At 36.9% G+C, this 803-nt stretch carries 2 protein-coding genes and 1 pseudogene; all 3 read left to right on the top strand.

All coding sequences use genetic code 11. The annotated features are described in order from the left end of the window. Window positions 1-94: 94 nt before the first annotated feature. The gene (locus HMPREF3241_RS13295; RefSeq protein WP_083324187.1) at window positions 95-340 is read left to right on the top strand and encodes a hypothetical protein; all 246 of its coding nucleotides are present in this window, start codon (window positions 95-97) and stop codon (window positions 338-340) included. Between the two features lie 33 nt (window positions 341-373). Continuing rightward, window positions 374-556, top strand: coding sequence for a hypothetical protein (locus HMPREF3241_RS13290; RefSeq protein WP_083324186.1), 183 nt, complete (start codon window positions 374-376; stop codon window positions 554-556). Continuing rightward, window positions 550-803 (top strand): annotated as a pseudogene (locus HMPREF3241_RS13285) (ADP-ribosylating toxin); the annotation flags it as partial. The gene HMPREF3241_RS13290 and the pseudogene HMPREF3241_RS13285, both read left to right, overlap by 7 nt.

Below are 803 nucleotides of genomic sequence, written 5' to 3'. Positions count from 1 at the left end.
TAAATTACTACAAATTTCAATAATTGTAGCAGCTATTATCTTTTTCTAAATTGATTAACTTTACTTGGATTAAGAAATTGATTGTAACTAAAAAATGACACAAAAAGATGGAGTAGATGGATGTAGAAGTATTCATTTACTCCATTTTTATATTTTCAACCCTCCTTTAGTGAAAACAGGCATGCATGAAGGTATGCAAAATATGGCAAGTCGTATGACGCCTAAAATGACAGCAATGAAAGATAGTGTTCTCAACCAGTCTAAAAACTTTACACAGAACAATCGAGTCGGCCAAATGTTAAGTAATATGAGAGGCCAAGCGTCTAATACGGTACAATAAGGTAAGCAATGGATAGGCCATCAAGCTCAACAAGTGAAACAAGCGACGAATCATATATTAGAAAAGGAAATACCATTTACACAACCTAGAGTTGCAGTTGCAGGCGTAGGTAGTGTTCAAGTGGGTAAAGGTGCTACACTTAAAGAAGTGAGCCAAAGTATTCAACGTACATTCACCCCCAATCATCAAGTCACACACCAAAAGATAGTATGGTAAAGAGTGAAGGTAAACATGTAAGTAGAAGTCAAAGTCATGGTTCCAATTCTGTTCATTATCATGAAGACCCTAACCTTACAAAGGTTGAATATGATGCCCATTATGAACGTCGATTTATGAAGCCTAAGAAATTGAAGGCCAACATCGAATATACAACACCGCATGGACATGTGTATCGCACGGATCACAAAGGTCGCATTAAAGAAGTATATGCGGATGACCTATCACTTCTAGATGGCGGACGTAA

Origin of the sequence: Staphylococcus sp. HMSC34G04, assembly GCF_001838765.1 — a bacterium.
Taxonomy (GTDB): domain Bacteria; phylum Bacillota; class Bacilli; order Staphylococcales; family Staphylococcaceae; genus Staphylococcus; species Staphylococcus epidermidis.
The sequence above is the reverse complement of the archived record's forward strand: the minus strand, read 5'-3'. Positions and strand labels throughout refer to the sequence as shown.